Origin of the sequence: Jeotgalibacillus malaysiensis (genome assembly GCF_044789845.1) — a bacterium.
In the GTDB taxonomy this organism is placed as follows: domain Bacteria; phylum Bacillota; class Bacilli; order Bacillales; family Jeotgalibacillaceae; genus Jeotgalibacillus; species Jeotgalibacillus malaysiensis_A.
In genome coordinates this window covers 744,485-762,027 of sequence record NZ_CP085252.1, presented here as the reverse complement: position 1 = coordinate 762,027, position 17,543 = coordinate 744,485, and the positions used below count along the sequence as shown (strand labels likewise).

The window sequence follows — 17,543 nt, the reverse complement described above, 5'->3', positions numbered from 1 at the left end:
GCGTTATCCCCTCCTTCTAACAGGTCTTTCACGTTTATCGCTTCTAACTCTTTCAACAGCTGTCGTGTCTTTGAGATCACCTACATCGTAATCATCAAGCCCATACCAAATAGCAGACAGTGTATGAGGGTCAATCTTGAATTCATCCTCAATGATCCTGCCCTGCTTATCCACTTTATAAGTTAAGTCTTTCAGTTCGAATACAGTATTCGGACACTGATCAGAACAGATAATCTTTTTGAAACGTTTGACCTTTTTCGTGTACTGCAACCTGGAACCTGAAAACTTATATGATCCCCTCATGTTGAAGCCGCGTTGCCTATAATATTTAATCGTTTTCGGCTCTGCTGAATCCCCAACAATCTCGATGTCTTTAGGAATCAGATCTTCAAGGTCATCTGCTGTATGATCATCCGTCTTGCCTTTGTCGTAATACTCATAGTAGATATATAAGTATTTCTTTTCATGATCGACCGCCATTCTGATTAAAGCGTTGTATGAATCAACGAAACCAAAGTCCATGCCATTGCGAAGAAGTTTTTGTTTTATGCCTTTAATAGTATCCATCACTTCTTCATGCGGCCGTTCTTCAAACTGTGGCAGCACCCGCTCCCCATTAACGCCAAAATGACCTTTCCGCGCTACACGGTGAAGGTCAGGGTCATATTCAGCCAGTTCATCCAACTGATCAATATATGATTGAGGCAGAAACAGATTGTCATCTGCCTGCGAGTGATGATAATAGGTGTCCTTTACGACAACAGTACGTTGCTCATATAACACTTGATCATCAAGTACAAGGCGCTTGTTACGATCATCTTTAAAGAAGTGTGTAAACGTCCAGTTATCTTCTCCTACCGGGTTAGTCGATAAGATCATGTGCAATTTCAATGTCGGATGTCTGAGACGTCCCAAAAGCTCTTTAAATCCTGCATATTTGATCTCTGAGCACTCTTCAAGCCAAATCAATGAGATATTGTTGATCGATTTTAACTTAACCGGCTTATCCATCCCTTTGAAAATGATCTTACTACCATTAGGGAATTTGATTTGCATTGGTGATGTCATACATCTTATCTTATGGCTCAAGCCAAGATCTTCAATGATCTCTTCTAGTAAAGAAAAGGTTGAATCACGGTGAGTGTCATACACTTCCCTGACCACTAAACCCGTTCGCTTTTCCTCAAGTAGCTTTAATATAATTTTCAAAGCTACATGATAACTCTTTGAGCTGCCATAGCCCCCAACTAAGAATTGAAACTTCTGATTCCAGTCGAAAAGGAAATCTTCAAAGTGTGGGTTAACTTCCTTTTGGATAGCAACCATCAGGAATCACGCTTCTTTCGGCTGATCATGATTTCAATAGGACCTTCACTATCCTTGTTCTGGATCTTCTCTGTCTCAATTCGAGTCTTTTCAATGTTGAGTGTCATCTGCTCTAAGCGAAGTCTTCTCTCGTCATCCTCATGGGCCATTTCGTTAAACTGCTTAATAGCTGAACGCAATTCTGCCATGGCCCGTGATTGAGCGTTTAGGAAGGTAGCATGGCGATCCCAAGCAAACTGGAACTCCCACTCTTCTTCTGATAGAGATGCAAATTCATTCGACTCTTCTTTACTCCGTTTAAGCTCCTTGATCATCTCGCCCTTACTCTCAACGAACATGATCTTCTGCGCTCGGATAATAGCAGCATATTGAATCTGTATCTGATCCCACATTAAATCTGCAGGAGAACTTTCATTCATGCTGTCCATGATCTCAAGTGTTTCTTCAGGCATGAACTTAGAAAAGAAACCGTGTTTTGAGGCGTTCTGGTTTCTAGCTGGCGCCCCGTGACCTGCAGCATTCTGATTTCTTTTGGGTGCGCCCCTGGTCTCTCTTTTTGTGTGCACCCCTTTTGTTTTGTGTGCACCCTTTTCTCTCGACCAGCCATATCGCTTTTTCCAAGACTTCACTGTGTTCAGTGAAACGTTGTACTTTTCAGCAATATCTTTATATTTCATGCCGCTTACATAATCGTTCTCTGCTTTTACGTACTTTTCAGCCACGTCATATCACCGCCGCCACCCCCAAGGTGTATTGTTTGTTTTGGAAAGCCTACTACAATCGATAGCGAAAGCCTTGGAAGCCCCGCACGCTGAACAGCTGCTCTTCTCTTAAATCATCCATGACAATCTGACATCTGCCGGACCACGTTCTGCCTGCAGTCTCAAACGTCATTACTGAATTCCTTTTAATGTCTATCACTCTCATTGATGATTTATTTCTCCACTAAAAAAACACCCCGAAGGATGCTTAAGCAACTTTTAAGATGTGTCGGTAAATATCTTCAAATAGTTGAGCGTGATCTTCAACAACTTGATTAGTTTCATTTCCAAACATTGAACGAGCATTAAATGTAATTATTTCTTGATTCGCTAAATGAATGTTTAATTCAAATCCACTGTGAAATTGATGTTCTTTTGTAACATCTAACTCGGCACCGGATAAGTGACTTGATTTGATTTTAAACTTACCTTGATTTCGCCAAACTTCGCTGATGAAATTACCATGAATAACGTAAAATCTTTCACCATCAGGATGTCGAGCATAAATTGTATCGGAGAAGACATATTCATATTCACCAAAAATATCTTTCAATACCAATAGTGGATTGAAATTCGAATAACTGTAGTTGTTAAAATGCTTTTCTAATACTATTTCTATTGTTTTCTTATATTCAACATCTTTTTCCATTGAAACACCTCCACATGTATTTAAGATCTATTTCGACGAAAAACTTATTATTCCTCCAATTATTTCATTTTAATACAATTTAAACGCGAACAGATTTTTTATAAAAGCCATCCGGAATCGAATGGCTTTTGAAGCATTTTTGCTATGGCTTACCAACCATAGTAGCGCATAGCAGTTAAAGGTCTTAAGGTTTCCCTAGTCCGTTCACCACATTGATATGTGCGCTTCACTTCGGACCGTCCGACCTACCCACATTTTACACAGGCTTTTATACAAAAATAAAATGTTGAACAAGTGGAACATATGGAACCTATGCCAAGGGTTCTACTTCATATCGAAGGTGTTTCACGGTTTCATCTGTTTTAATTCTAATCCCCATGATCTCAGGTTCAACTTCTTTAGGCATTGATACAGGGTTATGTTTTTCTATAGCCTCTAAGTAATCCGGTGTCATTACTACAGCAGTGACCTTCCAGTTATCATTGATAAAGCGTTTTATGTTTTGATCAATCTCATGATATATGTTCATACAGCTATCCTCCCATCATCATCTAATTTATCTACAATACTATCCTGTATGCGCTTGATATGAGTATGACTGAAGCCCATATGTCGTGCAATCTTTCTATTGGAGAAGCCATCTAAAATGAGATGTAGCACTTCAAGCTCTCGGTCATCAGTGATTCGGTGCATGCGGTCAGTAATAAATCCACAGCGATTCTTATACCTTTCAAGTCGGTTCCATTTCTTTTCGCGTCTACATACTTCCTTAGATACCGGATCAGATGGATCTCCTTTTGCTTTAGGCATAGCAGCCTCTAAGCCATACAGAGCAGTCACCTTGGAATCGTGTTGATTTAAATCAGATTCGATCATCATAATACTATTCATCATCCAAGCGTAATCTCTCAATGTTTTACTAATCTGCTCTTTATTCATGAACCCATTCCCCCTCAGAAATCTTATCGCTGACGCATTGCCCCGTTATGTCTGCTGTATGTAGGTCTGTCCACTCCCATCAGTTCCCGGAGATCACGATCAGACAGACCTTTCTTTTTCTTAGGCTTCTTAACTGTTGCATCCTGATTAAACCGTTTTTTAAATTCTTTCAACTGCTCTTTCGCTTTCTGGTCCATCTGATCATCTCCTTTTCAAATAAAAAGAGGACACAAACTAAGAGCACTATGCTCTCGGTCTGTGTCCTCCAGTGGGCTGGTAGGACTATTTAATTTTCTTCGAAACTTCATCTTCTAAGAGAATGAAATTTTCAATCATTATTTTATACTCATCTAGCATCTCACTATTACCTTCACTTCCATGAGTTTTGTTGATGCCTGCTAGAATATTCTTCAAAATATTGTTTTGATAGGTGATCAGAGAAATAAATTGTTCATAGTACTCCTGAGGTACATTTCCATGATCAATAGAATTAAATTCTGCATTAATTTCTTTCAAAAGTTTTAAAGAACCTCTAACCATATGGTTATCTTCATAATAAAAACTTACAATTAATATTCCAGAACTGTGGAAAGATTCTCCCTTGCTCTTAATAAGAGTAAGGACTTTCAAAAAATTTTTACTCTCAATTCTTTCTTCTTTTGCTTCATCATATTTTAATTGTCTTCTCATTACCCATATAGCAATTAATCCTGTTAGTAATGCTGCGGAAAAAGATCCTAAAAAGTTACTGTCGAAAATCAAATTTTGGTTTTCGGAAAAGAGTGAAGGTCTATCTGTAATTATTATTGAAAACAAAATAACTATAATTAATAATAATGAGTATATTGTAAAGGTACTAACACCGTTAAAAATTTAAATTCCTCCCTCCTCTTCAAACTTCACCTGTTTTATCCTACTTTGACTTTTGATACACAACTAAGCTAGTAGAACTAGCATGAAATCATTTAACAAATTTCTTGATTTCTATGTGATTTATTTAATTTTTTTGTTTTAAGCTTTATTTACTATTCATTATTTACTAATTCTAAAGCGACAGAGAAAATTTTCTTCAATCTGAATTTACGTTGGTAATCATTATTAATCGTCTTATTAAAAATTAAAAAAGATGTTAATAATATTCCAAACACAAAAGCAGATAGAATATAAATTGATTTTTCTTGTAAGCTGTATAAAGCAATTAAAAGTGAAGTGCAAATAGCATAGATAGGTAAAGATATTTGGGCTTTATACTTTGCGTATTCTAAATTCTCTTCTAAATCTTTCGCCATTTTAAGCAAGTCGGACTTAGAGTAATGTATGATTAGATCATTTGCTAATGTAATTTGAGTTCTTTTACAAACATTACATTCATAAAGAGTATTATTAAATTCTTTGCTAATACTTTGAATATCAATATATTTAGTAAAATGTTGTTTAGTAAAATATTTTTTTTCATTCATAAGTAATGACTCCCTTAAAACTAATGAAGTGGAGATCCTAAAACTCTTCCCCCTCTTTATAGTTCACCCTTTTAACTTTGCCTTGATGAGTTGTTATAACAGCTTCGCCATGCTCTACCAGTTTAAAATATTTAGCTTTTCCCTTATCAATAATCACAGCACAGTTATCTAGTTCCATTATATCAATATAAAGACAGCCATTACCATCTATTTTTAGATCTTTCATCCTCATAAAATTCCCTCCCGTGCTATAATAAAAGTGTCGAGTTTTTATTTAGCGCCGGGAGAGATTCCGGCTTTTTTGATGTAATCGATACAGTCACCAATGTTGCTAAGAGCCATCAATGTAATGTAGTCACACTTCAAAATATTCAGTATGGTTATGCACTCAACAGGTGTTGTTGCTGAGCCTACAACACTAGCCCTTGGACCACTACTATTTAATATCAAACAAACTCATCTGCCTCATTTGCTCTGCAGCAAACGGATTCAACCACAAACTTTCCTTTTTCTTTGCACCAGCCTCTGCAGATACAATCATTTCTTCGACCTTCCAATCTTTTAAATACAGCTGATACAATTCACAATCATAACCCGATAGAATGACTGGTCCTTCATGATCTCTAAGAACTTCTAGTAAATCCATATGACTCTGCTCATCCATTTCATGAGCGTAATGCCGATTTGTACGTGTAGACCTTACATAAGGAGGATCCGCATAAATTAGTACGTTCTCTCGGTTATAGCGCTGAATCAATTGCAGTGCATTCTGATTCTCTATTTGAGCGTTCTTCAATCGACTGGCCACTTCTGTAATAACTGCAGGTATTGCATCCCACTGCTTTGTATTATTTGGACTGTTTGCTGATATTGAAGCTCTCCATCCCGTAATGTCAGAGGTCTTTGCTCCGATCGCCTGCCAGCAACGAATTAAAAAACGCCGAGCATCTTCAAGTGGATCCGGATGTACTTCATAACTGCGTTTGTACTCTTCTCTTGATAAAGGAGTAAAAGCTACCAATCTTGAGAGTTCCTCAGGATGATCCCGAATCACTCGGAACAAGTTTACGATTCTACTATCAAGGTCATTTATTGTTTCAATCTTCACTGGTGCTTTATTGAAAAAGACGGCTCCGGATCCGAAGAATGGTTCTAGGTAAACTTCATGTTGTGGCATGTGATCAATAATCCAACTGGCCATACTCCACTTGCTACCTGGATAATTTAAAATCCGCTTCATGCCTTCACCTCATATACCTCTGCCCGATCAATCAGCACTAATCGTTTATGTGAAAATCTATTAAGCTTTTTGACTGCCTGTTTATTAATGACTTCTTCAAACACTGTTACGACTGCAAGTAATTCACGATCAGTTCCCTCAGCCTTATGCTCTGTCACAATCCGGCACATGTTATCATCCTTTCTTGAGTGCTTTCCGTCGCATCCGTAATGCCATTTCCAGCTTATCCAGCTCAATCCATCCACCTTCGCGCTGATCGTATGTAAGTAAGATCAACTTATGTGGGTATTTCTTTTCAAATAGTTTCTGCTTAATCTTAAAGACTTCCGTTTTTGTGCCGGTCGTCTTTATATCAATGACCTCAATAGATCCATCTTTTCTATGAACCTCGAAATCTGCAATGTAATCAATTCTCCTATGCTTAACACCGTTCTTTTCGAAACCCTCCTGCAGCATATACACTGGCTGGATGCGGAACATCAATATATCCTCATGCTCCTGCGCCCACAGCAGCTGCTTGTAATACCGAGCCTCCAGGGTAGAATCAAAATTGATTCCATCCACTGCGACTTTTTTGTTTCCGTACTTTGGTTTCCTCATAAAGACAACTCCAATGAAATTTGTAGTGAAAATCTCCTTTTAAAGTGGTAACATTTAACTATTCAATAAAAGGAGAAACGGTATGGATATTACTGAAGGTGTAGATTTTAATTCAATGCAATTTGTATGGCCGATTATTATTTTGTTTGTATCTATGTTTATTACTGCAGGTATAGCCCGTTTGATTTTTGGTATGCTGCCAAAATCGATTTTGAATTTTCTAGTGACTGCAGCTGCATTGCTAGGTGCTTATATATGGGCTATACCTATGGAGATGGGCTTTTATGAGTTTTTCCGCTAATCTGATAACGTTCCTTCATCAAAGCAATTTCTCCCTGTACTTTCTCCAGCAGAGCTTGTTCGCTCTGCTTATCCGCTTCACTTATACCTGGACGCATCATGTAATATTTCAATGCGTGTTTAGTAGCATGTAACTATTTGTATGACATACTGAAGGTTGTTCCACCCATCTCACCATTTCCTCCTTTAAAACGTGGTTTCTTCGGTATTTTTATCGAAATTTAGTTTTTATTTTAAAAATCTCTTCCCTTCAAGTGCCATATGACCTATAATTGAATGATTGCAAACGAACTATATAAAGGAAGATTCAATGTTACTTATATACTGCGAGTTAAATCGATTGGTTGACGATTATTACAAATGTACCGACACAAGAATCAAAGACTTAATTCTTAGCGACATAAAGCTATTAACTGATTCAATAACTAAAACTGATTGTGATTAATAAGAAATAAGCTAATAGGTATTAATCAGTCTACATTTAAAAAGGAGTTTTGAAATGGCATATCATGAACCTGATTTGAAAGAAGCTTTAGATAAATTTGATAGACTAATGATAAAAATTAAGGATGAAAATAATGAAGTATTAACCGTAAAAATGTTTTTAAAAAACTTCTTACGAATTCGTACTAGGTCCATAAACCTTCCTACGTCAGAAATAATGGCCATTATAAAAAATGAGAAACCATCAACTTTTTATTTATTGAAAATGAAATCATTTGGAGATCCTACTTTTGAATTTTTAACCGGGATTAATATGGATTATCAAAAAGCTACTCAAAACCTTTCTGAGATAAAACAAATGATCAATTAAAACTCGTTTATACGAGTTTTTTTATTTCGCGTAATGTGTCAAATGTTTAATCCACCTCTTCGATCACTACCTCTACAAAATCAAAATTCTTCATAATGTTCGTGTAGCCGAAGTTCACTACAGCACTATCGCCGAATTTATTATTCATCACTTCTTCATGAACCTTCATGCTTTCAATTTCTTTATCTTTATTAGAAATGATTGTCGCCTCACTTAAATCTCTAGTGAGAAAATCCACTTCATCATCACTGAGATAGTAATCACCTTTCATGTCTTCTTCTTTCGATTCCTCTTTCAAACGCAACACCCATGCATCTTTCATCTTTGTTCCTCCTTACTTAAACTGTTCTTCATACCAGCTTCTATCATTCGTCCTCACTGCAAGAATCCGGTTTATGTAGCGCAGATCATAAAGCGATTCGCTATCTAAATGCGTTTCACAGTGATCAATTTCGGATTCTCTAACACTTTGTAATTCATAAAAACTAGCAAACTGCTTGAAGTAGCAACCCTGTGACGGATTATAGAAATTGACTATAAAGCCTTTCACTCTGCCAGATTCTTTTACAAGATAAGATGATGCCCTGCTGCTTTTCTTTGTTCACAACTGTTAATCCAATCAGATCCCCCATGTCCACCCTCCTACTTCTTCAGAGCATTAATCGCAACCATGTTGCGTAGCTCGTAGTAGTCTAAATCCTGAATACGCATGCCTTTTCTGTTTTCAGTAATACCTGCTGCCAGTAGTTCCTGCCTGAATGACTGTGCCATAATTGCATGTGATTGATTAACTGCTTGTCTGAGTAACATTTGATCGCCCCTTTTGCTTAATTATTTTTGAAAGTTCAGGATATTTAGCTGAGTCCTTTACTAATCGTTCAGCTTCTTCAAGTACTTTTCGAAGAAATGTATCCATTACATTTCACTAACTTTCACACCGAACCGCTTCTCAGCTTCTCGAAGCTTAGCAGCAACTCTTTTCCTGCTAGCCTCGTATTCTCTCAGATTGCGTTGCTGGCAGACTTCATTCGGACAAGGAATCGTTTCGTAGCCAAATGTGTGAAACTTATGGATTGCTCCTTCACCGTTGCAATGAGCGCACATTCTATAACCCCTCCAATCGATGGTTCAGTATTTTGCGATCACCTTTGATGACCACTGTATAATTGCTGCACATTTCATAAATTCGGGTACCCAGTGCTTCATCAATATCTATAATCTGATCCACATCAAGCTCTGAAGAAATCATGATCGGTTTATGATTCAGGTATCTGTAATTGATGACCGCATATAGTTGCTCTACCTGCCACTCAGTCGCACGAGGTTTTCCTCTGGCGGGTTTGAATAGATCGTCGATAAAAAGGACCTCAACATCCTTTAAATGCTTCATTTTGGTTTCCAGCTTGTCAAAGTCATCCTTGAGATCATTGAACCCTTCTACATATGGGAAGTACTGTACGTTCACAAGCTTCTTCAAGATCAGGTTATTTGCTATCGCTGTGAGCAGATGTGTTTTACCGGCCCCTGGCTGACCAATCAGTGCAATACTGTTAAAGCGAGTGCCTCTGATCTCCTCGAAGTCTTTGTAGTATTCAAGAGCAGCTTCTTTCGCTTCAGCAATAACTGGCGCTTTACCTTCAGTGCGGAAATTGCCAAAACCGAGTTTTTTAAATTCTTCAGTGATCTCGCTGGATTTGAGAAGCCTTGATTTTTTACGCTCCACCATGCACTGACAGACAATTGAATAAGTCATTCTCCACTCTCGCGCTCGATCTGGACCGCATACCTTACCTGCAAAGAAATCATCTTCTGAAACCATTTCTCTCGGTTTGTGATAAGTGATAACCCGTTTACCTTCTGTGTGATGGTATTCCTCCCATTCTGTGTCCTCATGTACCCTGTAGATCACTACACCTTTGTCGTGGCACTTGCTGCAGTTAACCTTTTCTTCTGATACGGCCGGTGCGCCCTCCTGTGATTGACGGTTCCTGAGATTCTCCAATACTTCTGCCATGCTTTTTGTCGCCATATGTACCACCTCCATTTTTTGAGTGCTGTGATTCCTGGTATCGATCCAGCATCCATCCGGCGCAATACTCAAGTGCTTTTATTTGATCAAAACTGTGTTTTGGTTGATATGCTTTAAACCGTTCTTCCAGCCAGTGAAGCGCATCTGATAAAGGCATGTCTTTCAATATCTTTTCAGCAGCCATCTGGTCTTTCGGCGTAGTCTCTATTCCTTTGTTTCTCAGCTGAATGAACTTGTTTAAGAGCTCCTGCTGTTTGTTTAAGTTATTCGGTTGTTCTAACTGAGGTGGGGGAGAAGGTACCTGCTTCGGTTTCTCCTCCTGAACTTCAGTCCTTGAGTAATTCTGCAAGCCCTGGTAAGCGTAATAATTGTTTATCGTGAATACCGTGCCGATTCTGACCTGTTTTCGTGCAATACGTCCCTCATTCTCCAATTCATCCAGCTTCCTTCTCAGCGTCGTCAAAGGAATTTCAGCCACTGAATTGTTTTCTTTGTATGATAAATCGTGTTGAAGCTTTGACAGCGACCGCAGATATTGACCTCTCTTCAATGTGATCCCGGCCTGCTGTACCCCTCTTTCATCAAATACTGCTTTTCCTACAAGGTAGAAGAAGATCCGGAACTTAATCGGGTCCTGCCATATATCGTTATCAAATATCTCTCTACTGATCTGAAAAGCCCCGCCAGCCACCGGATCGCCTCCTGTTTTGATTGATTATTTTAATAATCGAATTACTATTTAAGCAGTTTTCTCTTTATTCTTTAGAAGCTCAATAACCATCTTCAAACCTAACCAATAAGCAATTACTGAATATGAAAGTCTGCTCCCACAGTCTGCAATGCAGCTAGCTGATTCACCATCAAACCAATCAACATTTGAATCTTGATAGATCGCATACACGCCAGTAGAAAAATGCTGGCAATTGCTCCACTGTGATGTTTCTGAAAGAAGGTTATTTAATAACTCTTTATCTTCATTCTTCAGCTCACTTACCTTCTCAGCTTCACACCAGTCCAGAACGTATTCTTTTATTTGGTTTCTTGCTAATTTTTCATCAAACTCGTATTTATCTCTTTCGTGAGCTGTCAGTTTTCCAGTGAAATAAGATAGATCAGAGGTTGCAATGTTGTCTATGGTCGCGGAACAAGTTAAAGAGTATGCAGCGGTTCCTAAATCTCCGCTAATGAAAACCATGTTGCCGGATAACACGTAATTGATTTGATAAAAACTTGAACCTTCTTCACCCCAAACAATCTTTTGAAAACCAGCTTGACCTTGAATTTGTTTAATTTTATGATTCGCAAACCATCTTTCACGAATTTCCTTTTTGGCTATATCTAAGTAATCCATTTTCCACCCTCCTGAGTTCACATCCTGTGTCAGCAATCGTGATAATGATCTAAAGCAATCTCCTGAAGCTTTTGGACATCAAATTCGTGTTCGTTCACGTCTAGGTCATCGTTGTATATCTCGTTGATTACAGCTGATGACAATTTCTTGTGAAGATCAAAAAGCATAATCTGATAGCCTTCTAGCTTTTTAAATTCTCTCAATGTCATAGTGATAGTTGCTTCAACCGGTTCCGGAAGTACCTCATCAGACTCTAAAAACTCAACAGCAGCCTGTAATAACCCTTCATCTCCACCAATTTGGTACTTTTTCCACTGATCAAAGAGTTTGTAAGTCTCCAGGTAAGATAAGAATTCGCTTAATGTATCAAAACGCTTTTCAAAAACAGCGCTAAATTCATTCATTCTTTGTAAAACAATTTCGTCGTCTTGCTGAAACATAGTCAGTGTTTTCAAGTTGTTCACCTTCTTTGCTTTTTTGTTTAGTACCAAGTCCCATCCGGGCAGTAGTGCCACCAGTTGCCGTCATCGAAATGAACGTGTAGGCAATTTTCTTTTTTGTTAAACTTCACATTCACGATGTTTTTCATGCCATACTTGCCGCGTTCTTCCTCACCCATAGACTTTGAACGCTTCGCATGAACAGTCTCTAAAACTCGGTACAAATCATCTGAAAGGTGTCTTGCTGAAGGTATTTTCCTATTCAAAAAGACAACTCCTTTACTTTGCGATTTTTACAATCTTGCCAGTCACTTTCTGCACTTCACGCTTAAAGTGTTCTTCGTCAGAGTTATTGCTACTTAGATGCAGCAGCCAGATCTCCTGGACCTTTGATAGGTCATTGGCTCGAAAGAAGTCCAATGCGTTTTCTAAGCTAAAGTGCGACTGCATTAATCGCTTCTTCAGTACTGCTGGCACCCGACCTTCAGCAATGTTCTCTTTCAGGATGTTCATGCTGTAATTCGTTTCGATCATGATGTGCGTTAAATCCTTGAATTTGTATTTCACATAGTAGCTATCTGTTACAAAAAGCAGCCGTTCACCCTGCTCGTTTTGCAACATGAAACCAAATGGCTCATTTACATCGTGTTCTACATCAAAGGGCAGGATCGTCCAAGTGCCAACCTTGAATGATTTCTTCGCTTCAACCTTCTTAATTCGGTGATGATCCATTCCAATCGCTTCAGCAGTGCCTGCGCTCATGTAAGTGTTGATCCCTGCTTTCAAAACATCTTTCAGTCCTGCCCTATGATCACCGTGTTCATGACTTATCAAGCAGGCTTCTATATCAGAGGTCTCAAAGTTTAGTTTTCTTTGGATATCTCGGAACTTTATCCCAGCTTCCAAGAGTAAAGAAGTACGCCCATCTGAGATGTGATAGGCGTTTCCCTTACTACCGGATCCGAGAACTTTAATGTCGATCAAAACGGATCACTGTCTGCTGCGGCAGCGACTGGTTCTTTCTCTTTTTCCGGTTCCTTTTTATCTTCCGGATCAGGATCAATGACTTCTTCATATTCGAGATCGAGCGTTTCTTTATTCGCATTCTCATTGATCTCTTCTGACAGCTCAGCTTCTTCACGGCGTTCATCAGAGCCGTTGAAGTGGTCGATCAGCAGGCTACTATCATCACTTGAATTCATAAACTTCTTACAAGCACGGTTAATGACTGTTTTCTTGGCCATCTCCTGCTTAAATTCATCATGTGTACTGCCCTTCTTTTCAATATCCTGATCTTTGCCCCAGAACTGCGCTTTGCTCCATGCCTTACGCAGTTCATCAATTGTCATCAGCTCGTTATACACTTCACCATCTGGCAGCGTGATCGTTGCATATGCACCAATAACATTGTCTTTGTTGATATTGCCGAACTTCTGTTTATGCTTTAGGTTCACAATGCGGCTGTTTTCCATCTCGTAATCAACTTCATCACCCTCATAGATCACAGCAGCATCAATTGACTTCGCGCCGGTCACTCTTTTCGTGACGGCCATTGTTCCGAAATAAGAGCGTTGGAATGTAAGCTGATTACCGTAGACAATGAAGTAACCTTGTTTCTTTGAAGGATTTAGACCTTGCACTACCATGTCCAGCAGACTGTTAGCGATCGAATCCTTTGAGCACCCCTGTAATGCCGGCTTACCTGTCTTATCTTTGATGGTCTGTAACATGAGCCAAGCTGATTTCATAGCGTTTTCCGGAGAATAACCTGTCGGAAAGTTAAGCTCCCCTTTTTCCTGAAACTCTCTTACCTTCAACGCGACTACATCGACCGTATCTTTTTTAACCATTGCTAATTCGTTTGACATATTGTTTCCTCCTATTTCTTAAAGGTGTTGTAAATGCTTCTTCTGTTGTCCAACCACGATGAAGCCTCATTTTTAAAGTTTGATAATTAATTTTAAGAACTTCAGCCCACTCCCAGAGAGTTTTAGTTTCTCCTTCATATTCAACATAGATAGTCATGCGAGTGTTTCTAGCCTGTTCTTTACGAGTAGCCCATCTGCAGTTTGAAGGTTCATAATTCCCATCATTGTTAATTCTCTCGATAGTTAAATTTTCTTGATATCCACTTTCCATAGACCAATCATAGAAAGATTTGTAATCGTTCCATTCTTTACAGATAGATATTCCTCTTGCTCCATAATGCTTATAGTCAAGATTTTTTATGCTTAAACAGCGACCACGCATGTGCAGCCAAATTCTATAAAGTCGAGTTGCGTTCTTTTCTCCTCCAGACAAACCGTGCTTTGTGTTTCTTTTAATTGTCGATTCTCTTTTCAAACAGCCGCAGCTTTTAGTAATTCCGGAATATAGGTTGGAATAATGTACGTTTGTGATATTTCCACAGACGCATTCACACTCCCAAATTCCATGCCAGTGTTTATTGGTCCCTATAAATCGTTTTACTGTAAGACGTCCAAATTGTTCGCCAACTCGATTTATTCGACCGCTCATATTAAAACCGTCTCCTTTTCAACTTCCAGGCGGAGCGCTTTATCTTCCCCTGAAACGATCAACTTAATCATTTGGCTATTCGTTGAAATCATCTCAACTACTGCTTCCGCATTGTCGACGAAAGTCGGCACCAGTAAGCCATAATGCTCTGACAGAGTGTTGATAATATCGATTCCCACATTGATTTTCGCGGCATTGTTCAGGCCTGCATCGTATTCCACACCGTTGAAGGTCGTCTTACATGTTTCAGCAAGGCCGCCATTTACTTGGTCTTTAAACAGTTTGAATCGAGCATGCTTGAATTTACTATTGATCTTTTCTTCAAGAAGGTTCACTTTTGTCCTGACAAATTCATCCATCAGGAATTCTTCTTTATTCAGCTTTTCAAATCGTCTTGCCAGCTTCCGTTCTTCATCTTCAAGCTGTTGAATACGTGCCTTAGCCTGCTCCTGCTGTTTAATACTCGCCATATATACCTGCAGCTTCTCAACCTGATACTTCAACTCGTCGATCTTGCTTTGAATCTCATTCATTTCATCAGTAACACTTTCACTTGCATTCGAGATCTCTTCTTTAAGAGAAGTGATTTCATTCAGCTTTTCTTGGTAAGCCGGTACATCTTCGACCGGTACAAGCCCGTCTTTGATAGCAGCAAGCTCTCTCTCATACTTAGCAATATGATCTGCCTCGATCTGCTGATCTTTCTGTCGCTGTTCAACTGTGGAATTAATTTCAGCGATTCTATCAGAAGCTTTTTGAATGTCTGCTTTTAGACTGATGCCCTTTTCTTTAATCGAATCAAGTTCATTTGCCTTGGAAAGATTGAACTGCTCAAGTGACTTCTCTCGTGCTGCAGTTAGCTTATCCTCTGGCAAGTCTTGTCCGCAGGCCGGGCAAGAACACTCTTGACTGAATTCAAACTCCTGACCGTTCACTGCATGGTATTTTTCAAGCAGTTGCTTTCGTTCGTTTTCCATAAACTGAACTCTGCCATTCAGTCGATTCTTTTCTTCGCTAAGGTCTTGTAGTTCATAACGGATGTTCTGCTGTGCTCGATTTGCTTCGTTCAGTACCTTTTCAACCTGCAGCGTTTGATCAGACATGTATTTCGAATGATTATGCTTGATCGTCTGCAATTCGTTTTCGAGCGCATACAGCTTGTTCTTTTTCTCAGCTGCAGAAGCACCGTTTCTGATATCTGACTTCTGATCTTCCAGCCTGTTAATCTCAGTTTTAAAGAACTGCAGCTCATCATTGATTTCTGATTCATTCAATTCTGAAAGATCGGTCATGCCTTTATGAATCTCATCAATACGGACTGGAATAAGCTCGCGTTCATCATTGATTCTCTTTTTCGATGAAGCAACTACCTTTTTATGATCTTCAATCGCTCTCTCTTCCAGTACACCGAGCAGTGATACAAGGTCTTCGTTTGCATCGATCACGTCCTGGTCCGTAACATCACCGCACACTTCCATCAGAATCTCGCGGCGCTTCTCCCACTTCAACTGCTCATTAAAGTAGCTTGGGTTAGTCAGTAGCTTAAACACTTCTTCTTCAGCAATTTCTTGAATGAACTTTGTGTATTCACCTTTACTTTGAGGCACGCCATTCACAGTGTACTTAGTGGTGTGTCCAGTCATAACCCTTTCAAGACTGCTGCCGTTGTGTTTGGTCCACTTCTCTTTGTAGAGCTTGGACAGATGAACGGTTTTACCATCTACTCTTAAGACTGCTGATACTTCGTGATCCAGTCCATGGATGACCTGATTGTTATCTTTTACTGCTTTAATACCAAACTCTTTTTGGTTACGTGTGTCTTTATCAAACAGTAGCCATACGAAAGCATCTGCTAAAGTCGTTTTGCCAGTTGCATTGTCTCCGTACACCTTCACATTTCCGCCGGCAGCATCCAGTGTGAATGACTTAACGCCTTTAAAGTTAGTAAGCTGAAGTTTCTCCAATGTGATTTTCTTCAAACCAATCTCAACCTTTCTGTTTCCCACTCGATGCGGGTAGTTTGATATTGCTCAAGAACTTGCTCATATGCCGAGGCTCCCGCAAGTGAAGCACAGTGTTCTTTCAGCCACTCATACATGAAGTGAATTTGTTCACTGTCATTTGGGCTTGGTTCGTATATTTTTTGACCGTTGCAGTCAAAGTTCATCCAACACGCCTCCTCTTGTAAAAGTTGACCCTTCTGCTATAATTAAGTTGTATAATTTTCTAAAGGACTTAAGTAGACTCGTAGTTCCAGCTGTGGGTCTATTTTTCTGCATTCTTTATCTCCGTTACGTCCATGCCGTATTCTTCAAGCCTCTGGATCAAGCGCTCCTGGTTATCATCATGCTCTTTCCGCTTCTTCAGCTCTGCTAATTTCTCTAGGCTTTGCTTTGCAATTCTTGCATAACAGCCTGCAAGCTCAAACTTTCCCTTCTGCTTTGCTTTTTGCATTGTAATTACAGCATTTTCATAATCAATTTCATGATTGACTGCCTGAAATATGTCCTCTCTGCGAAAATCTAATATGTTCAATTCACTGCCTCCACTCTTACTAACCTGAATTTCTCCTTCGAAATGTACTTCTGAGAAAACAGGTGTTGATAATGATCCTGCCAAACCTTTGTGACATCATGATTTAACTCTTTACATAGAACCGAGATCATATGAGTCAAGGCGGTTTTTGCTTCCGCAAGTTCCATAATGGTTCTTTCTGCAGCTGTTCTTTCAAGTTCATTGAGATTGGATAAAGGTTTAGCAAGACAATTCTCTTCAAGGTGATCAAGTGCATCCCTCAATTCTTTAAGAGTTTTTTCTTTTACACTGGAACGGTGTAGGTCAACGTTCTCTCCATCCAAATACACCGGGCCAACTCCTGTTAACGCCTGAGCCATTTCAACCGGCATAAAAGGATCTCCGAACATCCTCACCGCAGCCTTTCCAACGTGGTTCGACATAAGCACCTTTCCATTCTCCTGATCTGCATAGCCACTTCTCGACATGTCAGACTCTAAAGCCAGTTCTGTTTGTGTAAAACGGTCTTTACGGTAACTCTTAACTACATCTCCAACGCGCTTATTGCGCTCGTAATATGCCATTTTCATACACTCTCCTTTC

The 17,543-nt window shown here is 39.3% G+C and carries 29 protein-coding genes; 2 read left to right on the top strand and 27 right to left on the bottom strand.

Annotation, left to right across the window (positions count from 1 at the left end; genetic code table 11):
- Nucleotides 1–3: 3 nt before the first annotated feature.
- From LG330_RS04425 to LG330_RS04370, 12 genes are all read right to left on the bottom strand, one after another.
- Nucleotides 4–1,326, bottom strand: coding sequence for a PBSX family phage terminase large subunit (locus tag LG330_RS04425; RefSeq protein ID WP_404407715.1), 1,323 nt, complete (start codon nucleotides 1,324–1,326; stop codon nucleotides 4–6).
- The gene (gene terS / locus LG330_RS04420) at nucleotides 1,326–2,048 is read right to left on the bottom strand and encodes a phage terminase small subunit (RefSeq protein WP_404407714.1); all 723 of its coding nucleotides are present in this window, start codon (nucleotides 2,046–2,048) and stop codon (nucleotides 1,326–1,328) included. The genes LG330_RS04425 and terS overlap by 1 nt, the downstream gene beginning before the upstream one ends.
- Before the next feature lie 247 nt (nucleotides 2,049–2,295).
- Nucleotides 2,296–2,736, bottom strand: coding sequence for a hypothetical protein (locus LG330_RS04415; protein ID WP_404407712.1), 441 nt, complete (start codon nucleotides 2,734–2,736; stop codon nucleotides 2,296–2,298).
- 310 nt (nucleotides 2,737–3,046) lie between these two features.
- Nucleotides 3,047–3,265, bottom strand: a complete 219-nt coding sequence (locus LG330_RS04410; RefSeq protein ID WP_404407710.1) for a hypothetical protein — start codon at nucleotides 3,263–3,265, stop codon at nucleotides 3,047–3,049.
- A complete protein-coding gene (locus LG330_RS04405) occupies nucleotides 3,262–3,675 on the bottom strand; it encodes a LuxR C-terminal-related transcriptional regulator (RefSeq protein ID WP_404407709.1) in 414 nt (137 codons plus the stop codon). The genes LG330_RS04410 and LG330_RS04405 overlap by 4 nt, the downstream gene beginning before the upstream one ends.
- Before the next feature lie 23 nt (nucleotides 3,676–3,698).
- Nucleotides 3,699–3,872, bottom strand: a complete 174-nt coding sequence (locus tag LG330_RS04400) for a hypothetical protein (protein ID WP_404407708.1) — start codon at nucleotides 3,870–3,872, stop codon at nucleotides 3,699–3,701.
- Between the two features lie 85 nt (nucleotides 3,873–3,957).
- Nucleotides 3,958–4,437, bottom strand: a complete 480-nt coding sequence (locus tag LG330_RS04395) for a hypothetical protein (protein ID WP_404407706.1) — start codon at nucleotides 4,435–4,437, stop codon at nucleotides 3,958–3,960.
- A 263-nt stretch (nucleotides 4,438–4,700) separates the two neighbouring features.
- Nucleotides 4,701–5,135, bottom strand: a complete 435-nt coding sequence (locus LG330_RS04390) for a hypothetical protein (protein WP_404407704.1) — start codon at nucleotides 5,133–5,135, stop codon at nucleotides 4,701–4,703.
- Nucleotides 5,136–5,172: 37 nt separating this feature from the next.
- Nucleotides 5,173–5,367, bottom strand: coding sequence for an XtrA/YqaO family protein (locus tag LG330_RS04385; RefSeq protein WP_404407702.1), 195 nt, complete (start codon nucleotides 5,365–5,367; stop codon nucleotides 5,173–5,175).
- 204 nt (nucleotides 5,368–5,571) lie between these two features.
- Nucleotides 5,572–6,375, bottom strand: a complete 804-nt coding sequence (locus LG330_RS04380; RefSeq protein WP_404407700.1) for a DNA adenine methylase — start codon at nucleotides 6,373–6,375, stop codon at nucleotides 5,572–5,574.
- Entirely contained in the window at nucleotides 6,372–6,545 is a 174-nt protein-coding gene (locus LG330_RS04375; RefSeq protein ID WP_404407698.1) for a hypothetical protein, read from the bottom strand. Before LG330_RS04375 ends, LG330_RS04380 begins: the two co-directional genes overlap by 4 nt.
- A gap of 4 nt (nucleotides 6,546–6,549) precedes the next feature.
- Entirely contained in the window at nucleotides 6,550–6,975 is a 426-nt protein-coding gene (locus LG330_RS04370) for a DUF1064 domain-containing protein (RefSeq protein ID WP_404407697.1), read from the bottom strand.
- 82 nt (nucleotides 6,976–7,057) lie between these two features.
- On the opposite strand from LG330_RS04370, the gene LG330_RS04365 reads away from it, so the two are divergent.
- Both LG330_RS04365 and LG330_RS04360 read left to right on the top strand, forming a co-directional pair.
- On the top strand, nucleotides 7,058–7,276 hold the full coding sequence (locus tag LG330_RS04365) for a hypothetical protein (protein WP_404407694.1): 219 nt from the start codon (nucleotides 7,058–7,060) through the stop codon (nucleotides 7,274–7,276).
- 498 nt (nucleotides 7,277–7,774) lie between these two features.
- On the top strand, nucleotides 7,775–8,089 hold the full coding sequence (locus tag LG330_RS04360; RefSeq protein ID WP_404407692.1) for a hypothetical protein: 315 nt from the start codon (nucleotides 7,775–7,777) through the stop codon (nucleotides 8,087–8,089).
- A gap of 46 nt (nucleotides 8,090–8,135) precedes the next feature.
- Here the strand turns inward: LG330_RS04360 and LG330_RS04355 are convergent, their stop codons facing one another.
- From LG330_RS04355 to LG330_RS04285, 15 genes are all read right to left on the bottom strand, one after another.
- Nucleotides 8,136–8,411 carry a hypothetical protein gene (locus tag LG330_RS04355; protein WP_404407691.1) on the bottom strand — a complete coding sequence of 92 codons (276 nt, stop codon included), beginning with the start codon at nucleotides 8,409–8,411 and terminating at the stop codon, nucleotides 8,136–8,138.
- A 320-nt stretch (nucleotides 8,412–8,731) separates the two neighbouring features.
- Nucleotides 8,732–8,899 (bottom strand): hypothetical protein, encoded by a 168-nt coding sequence (locus LG330_RS04350; protein WP_404407689.1) that lies wholly within the window; start codon nucleotides 8,897–8,899, stop codon nucleotides 8,732–8,734.
- Nucleotides 8,900–9,004: 105 nt separating this feature from the next.
- Nucleotides 9,005–9,193, bottom strand: a complete 189-nt coding sequence (locus tag LG330_RS04345) for a hypothetical protein (protein WP_404407687.1) — start codon at nucleotides 9,191–9,193, stop codon at nucleotides 9,005–9,007.
- A gap of 1 nt (nucleotide 9,194) precedes the next feature.
- Entirely contained in the window at nucleotides 9,195–10,103 is a 909-nt protein-coding gene (locus LG330_RS04340; protein ID WP_404409499.1) for a DnaA ATPase domain-containing protein, read from the bottom strand.
- Nucleotides 10,027–10,809 carry a hypothetical protein gene (locus LG330_RS04335; RefSeq protein WP_404407686.1) on the bottom strand — a complete coding sequence of 261 codons (783 nt, stop codon included), beginning with the start codon at nucleotides 10,807–10,809 and terminating at the stop codon, nucleotides 10,027–10,029. Before LG330_RS04335 ends, LG330_RS04340 begins: the two co-directional genes overlap by 77 nt.
- Before the next feature lie 48 nt (nucleotides 10,810–10,857).
- Nucleotides 10,858–11,469 (bottom strand): hypothetical protein, encoded by a 612-nt coding sequence (locus tag LG330_RS04330; protein WP_404407684.1) that lies wholly within the window; start codon nucleotides 11,467–11,469, stop codon nucleotides 10,858–10,860.
- 29 nt (nucleotides 11,470–11,498) lie between these two features.
- On the bottom strand, nucleotides 11,499–11,924 hold the full coding sequence (locus LG330_RS04325; RefSeq protein ID WP_404407682.1) for a hypothetical protein: 426 nt from the start codon (nucleotides 11,922–11,924) through the stop codon (nucleotides 11,499–11,501).
- A 26-nt stretch (nucleotides 11,925–11,950) separates the two neighbouring features.
- Complete coding sequence (locus LG330_RS04320) at nucleotides 11,951–12,175, bottom strand: hypothetical protein (protein WP_404407680.1); 225 nt, start codon at nucleotides 12,173–12,175, stop codon at nucleotides 11,951–11,953.
- A 13-nt stretch (nucleotides 12,176–12,188) separates the two neighbouring features.
- The gene (locus LG330_RS04315; RefSeq protein WP_404407678.1) at nucleotides 12,189–12,893 is read right to left on the bottom strand and encodes an MBL fold metallo-hydrolase; all 705 of its coding nucleotides are present in this window, start codon (nucleotides 12,891–12,893) and stop codon (nucleotides 12,189–12,191) included.
- Complete coding sequence (locus tag LG330_RS04310; RefSeq protein WP_404407677.1) at nucleotides 12,890–13,777, bottom strand: recombinase RecT; 888 nt, start codon at nucleotides 13,775–13,777, stop codon at nucleotides 12,890–12,892. Before LG330_RS04310 ends, LG330_RS04315 begins: the two co-directional genes overlap by 4 nt.
- Nucleotides 13,752–14,426 (bottom strand): hypothetical protein, encoded by a 675-nt coding sequence (locus LG330_RS04305; protein ID WP_404407675.1) that lies wholly within the window; start codon nucleotides 14,424–14,426, stop codon nucleotides 13,752–13,754. The genes LG330_RS04310 and LG330_RS04305 overlap by 26 nt, the downstream gene beginning before the upstream one ends.
- A complete protein-coding gene (locus LG330_RS04300; RefSeq protein WP_404407673.1) occupies nucleotides 14,423–16,405 on the bottom strand; it encodes a hypothetical protein in 1,983 nt (660 codons plus the stop codon). The genes LG330_RS04305 and LG330_RS04300 overlap by 4 nt, the downstream gene beginning before the upstream one ends.
- Nucleotides 16,402–16,593: a hypothetical protein gene (locus LG330_RS04295; RefSeq protein WP_404407671.1), complete on the bottom strand. Its 192-nt coding sequence runs from the start codon at nucleotides 16,591–16,593 to the stop codon at nucleotides 16,402–16,404. Before LG330_RS04295 ends, LG330_RS04300 begins: the two co-directional genes overlap by 4 nt.
- Before the next feature lie 98 nt (nucleotides 16,594–16,691).
- Nucleotides 16,692–16,961 carry a hypothetical protein gene (locus tag LG330_RS04290; RefSeq protein ID WP_404407669.1) on the bottom strand — a complete coding sequence of 90 codons (270 nt, stop codon included), beginning with the start codon at nucleotides 16,959–16,961 and terminating at the stop codon, nucleotides 16,692–16,694.
- On the bottom strand, nucleotides 16,958–17,524 hold the full coding sequence (locus tag LG330_RS04285; RefSeq protein WP_404407667.1) for a hypothetical protein: 567 nt from the start codon (nucleotides 17,522–17,524) through the stop codon (nucleotides 16,958–16,960). Before LG330_RS04285 ends, LG330_RS04290 begins: the two co-directional genes overlap by 4 nt.
- Nucleotides 17,525–17,543 lie beyond the last annotated feature (19 nt).

Bases quoted from the DNA above. Each gene is read 5' to 3' on its own strand.
- LG330_RS04380 (WP_404407700.1), bottom strand. From the start codon at position 6,375: ATGAAGCGGATTTTAAATTATCCAGGTAGCAAGTGGAGTATGGCCAGT.
- LG330_RS04400 (WP_404407708.1), bottom strand. From the start codon at position 3,872: ATGGACCAGAAAGCGAAAGAGCAGTTGAAAGAATTTAAAAAACGGTTT.
- LG330_RS04310 (WP_404407677.1), bottom strand. From the start codon at position 13,777: ATGTCAAACGAATTAGCAATGGTTAAAAAAGATACGGTCGATGTAGTC.
- LG330_RS04415 (WP_404407712.1), bottom strand. From the start codon at position 2,736: ATGGAAAAAGATGTTGAATATAAGAAAACAATAGAAATAGTATTAGAA.
- LG330_RS04425 (WP_404407715.1), bottom strand. From the start codon at position 1,326: ATGGTTGCTATCCAAAAGGAAGTTAACCCACACTTTGAAGATTTCCTT.
- LG330_RS04330 (WP_404407684.1), bottom strand. From the start codon at position 11,469: ATGGATTACTTAGATATAGCCAAAAAGGAAATTCGTGAAAGATGGTTT.
- LG330_RS04350 (WP_404407689.1), bottom strand. From the start codon at position 8,899: ATGTTACTCAGACAAGCAGTTAATCAATCACATGCAATTATGGCACAG.
- LG330_RS04375 (WP_404407698.1), bottom strand. From the start codon at position 6,545: ATGTGCCGGATTGTGACAGAGCATAAGGCTGAGGGAACTGATCGTGAA.
- LG330_RS04365 (WP_404407694.1), top strand. From the start codon at position 7,058: ATGGATATTACTGAAGGTGTAGATTTTAATTCAATGCAATTTGTATGG.
- LG330_RS04295 (WP_404407671.1), bottom strand. From the start codon at position 16,593: ATGAACTTTGACTGCAACGGTCAAAAAATATACGAACCAAGCCCAAAT.
- LG330_RS04285 (WP_404407667.1), bottom strand. From the start codon at position 17,524: ATGGCATATTACGAGCGCAATAAGCGCGTTGGAGATGTAGTTAAGAGT.
- LG330_RS04355 (WP_404407691.1), bottom strand. From the start codon at position 8,411: ATGAAAGATGCATGGGTGTTGCGTTTGAAAGAGGAATCGAAAGAAGAA.
- LG330_RS04405 (WP_404407709.1), bottom strand. From the start codon at position 3,675: ATGAATAAAGAGCAGATTAGTAAAACATTGAGAGATTACGCTTGGATG.
- LG330_RS04370 (WP_404407697.1), bottom strand. From the start codon at position 6,975: ATGAGGAAACCAAAGTACGGAAACAAAAAAGTCGCAGTGGATGGAATC.
- LG330_RS04345 (WP_404407687.1), bottom strand. From the start codon at position 9,193: ATGTGCGCTCATTGCAACGGTGAAGGAGCAATCCATAAGTTTCACACA.
- LG330_RS04390 (WP_404407704.1), bottom strand. From the start codon at position 5,135: ATGAATGAAAAAAAATATTTTACTAAACAACATTTTACTAAATATATT.
- LG330_RS04360 (WP_404407692.1), top strand. From the start codon at position 7,775: ATGGCATATCATGAACCTGATTTGAAAGAAGCTTTAGATAAATTTGAT.
- LG330_RS04410 (WP_404407710.1), bottom strand. From the start codon at position 3,265: ATGAACATATATCATGAGATTGATCAAAACATAAAACGCTTTATCAAT.
- LG330_RS04305 (WP_404407675.1), bottom strand. From the start codon at position 14,426: ATGAGCGGTCGAATAAATCGAGTTGGCGAACAATTTGGACGTCTTACA.
- LG330_RS04385 (WP_404407702.1), bottom strand. From the start codon at position 5,367: ATGAGGATGAAAGATCTAAAAATAGATGGTAATGGCTGTCTTTATATT.
- LG330_RS04340 (WP_404409499.1), bottom strand. From the start codon at position 10,103: ATGGCAGAAGTATTGGAGAATCTCAGGAACCGTCAATCACAGGAGGGC.